7 tRNA genes are annotated in these 2,115 nt (G+C 48.7%); all 7 read right to left on the bottom strand.

What is annotated here, in order from left to right:
• Positions 1 to 169 precede the first annotated feature (169 nt).
• A tRNA-Met gene (locus A3712_RS19495) sits at positions 170 to 246 on the bottom strand.
• A gap of 127 nt (positions 247 to 373) precedes the next feature.
• Positions 374 to 449 (bottom strand) — tRNA-Gly (locus tag A3712_RS27505).
• A gap of 535 nt (positions 450 to 984) precedes the next feature.
• Positions 985 to 1,061: transfer RNA gene (locus A3712_RS27510), tRNA-Met, on the bottom strand.
• A 140-nt stretch (positions 1,062 to 1,201) separates the two neighbouring features.
• Positions 1,202 to 1,277: transfer RNA gene (locus tag A3712_RS19510), tRNA-Gly, on the bottom strand.
• Positions 1,278 to 1,333: 56 nt separating this feature from the next.
• Positions 1,334 to 1,410, bottom strand: a tRNA-Met gene (locus tag A3712_RS27515).
• 140 nt (positions 1,411 to 1,550) lie between these two features.
• Positions 1,551 to 1,626: transfer RNA gene (locus tag A3712_RS19520), tRNA-Gly, on the bottom strand.
• Between the two features lie 56 nt (positions 1,627 to 1,682).
• Positions 1,683 to 1,759: transfer RNA gene (locus tag A3712_RS19525), tRNA-Met, on the bottom strand.
• Positions 1,760 to 2,115 lie beyond the last annotated feature (356 nt).

Raw genomic sequence — 2,115 nt, forward strand, 5'->3', positions numbered from 1 at the left:
ACTCTGCCAGAATGCTCTTCATGTTTCACTTTAAAAATGGAGCGACACACGAGGTTCGAACCTGTGTCCTGAACGCTGCCACAGTTGCGTTTTAGAAACAGAGCTAGTGTCGCATAAGTTAACCGCAGCTTTTACTGCTTTTGGCAATAGATAGCGTTTAACTGTAATGTGGTTGCGGGAGCCGGATTTGAACCGACGACCTTCGGGTTATGAGCCCGACGAGCTACCAAACTGCTCCATCCCGCGTCCGGATGCATTGTTTAAGTCAATGAGTCTATCAAATTTGAGCGACACACGAGATTCCCTATCTTCAAGGCTTAGGCGTGACCTCAACCTTGGCAAGGATAATGCTCTTCATGTTTCACTTTCAAAATGGAGCGACACACGAGGTTCGAACTCGTGACCTCAACCTTGGCAAGGTTGCGCTCTACCAGCTGAGCTAGTGTCGCATCCTGGAAAGGTCTTTCACCTTTCGATTACGGCTTTTGCGTTATTCTATAAATTGGATCGACACACGCGGTTCGAACTCGCGACCTTTACCTTGTCACGGTTGCGCTCTACCAGCTGAGCTAGTGTCGCATAAGTTAATGGTAGTTCTTATTCCTTTTGGCACTATTTAGTTATTCTATAAATTGTGGCTGTTTTAGACGGATTAGAATCGAGACCCTACGTGTTGTGAGCTTGTAGAGATACGCAGCTGCTCTATCCAGCGTCCGGATGCATTGTTTAAGTCAATGAGTCTATCAAATTGGAGCGACACACGAGGTTCCCGATCTTCAAGGCTTAGGCGTGACCTCAACCTTGGCAAGGATAGCTCTCTGCCAGAATGCTCTTCATGTTTCACTTGCTAAATGGAGCGACACACGAGGTTCGAACACGTGATATCAACCTTGGCAAGGTTGCGCTCTACCAGCAGAGCTAGTGTCGCATAAGTTAACCGCAGCTCTTACTGCTTTTGGCAATAAATAGCGTTTAACTGTAATGTGGTTGCGGGAGCCGGATTTGAACCGACGACCTTCGGGTTATGAGCCCGACGAGCTACCAAGCTGCTCCATCCCGCGTCCGGATGCATTGTTTAAGTCAATGAGTCTATCAAATTTGAGCGACACACGAAGTTCCCGTTCTTCAAGGCTTAGGCGTGACCTTAACCTTGGCACGGATTGCACTCTGCCAGAATGCTCTTCATGTTTCACTTTCAAATTGGAGCGACACACGAGGTTCGAACTCGTGACCTCAACCTTGGCAAGGTTGCGCTCTACCAGCTGAGCTAGTGTCGCATAAGTTAATCGCAGCTCTTAATGCCTTTGGCAATAAATGGCGCTTAACTGTAATGTGGTTGCGGGAGCCGGATTTGAACCGACGACCTTCGGGTTATGAGCCCGACGAGCTACCAAGCTGCTCCATCCCGCGTCCGGATGCATTGTTTAAGTCAATGAGTCTATCAAATTTGAGCGACACACGAGGTTCCCGTTCTTCAAGGCTTAGGCGTGACCTTAACCTTGGCAAGGATTGCACTCTGCCAGAATGCTCTTCATGTTTCACTTTCAAATTGGAGCGACACACGAGGTTCGAACTCGTGACCTCAACCTTGGCAAGGTTGCGCTCTACCAGCTGAGCTAGTGTCGCATAAGTTAATCGCAGCTTTTACTGCTTTTGGCAATAGATAGCGTTTAACTATAATGTGGTTGCGGGAGCCGGATTTGAACCGACGACCTTCGGGTTATGAGCCCGACGAGCTACCAAGCTGCTCCATCCCGCGTCCGGATGCATTGTTTAAGTCAATGAGTCTATCAAATTGGAGCGACACACGAGGTTCGAACTCGTGACCTCAACCTTGGCAAGGTTGCGCTCTACCAGCTGAGCTAGTGTCGCATAAGTTAATCGCAGCTCTTACTGCTTTTGGCAATAGATAGCGTTTAACTGTAATGTGGTTGCGGGAGCCGGATTTGAACCGACGACCTTCGGGTTATGAGCCCGACGAGCTACCAAGCTGCTCCATCCCGCGTCCGGATGCATTGTTTAAGTCAATGAGTCTATCAAATTTGAACGACACACGAGATTCCCTATCTTCAAGGCTTAGGCGTGACCTCAACCTTGGCAAGGATAATGCTCTTC

Origin of the sequence: Vibrio sp. HI00D65 (genome assembly GCF_001635455.1) — a bacterium.
GTDB lineage: Bacteria > Pseudomonadota > Gammaproteobacteria > Enterobacterales > Vibrionaceae > Vibrio.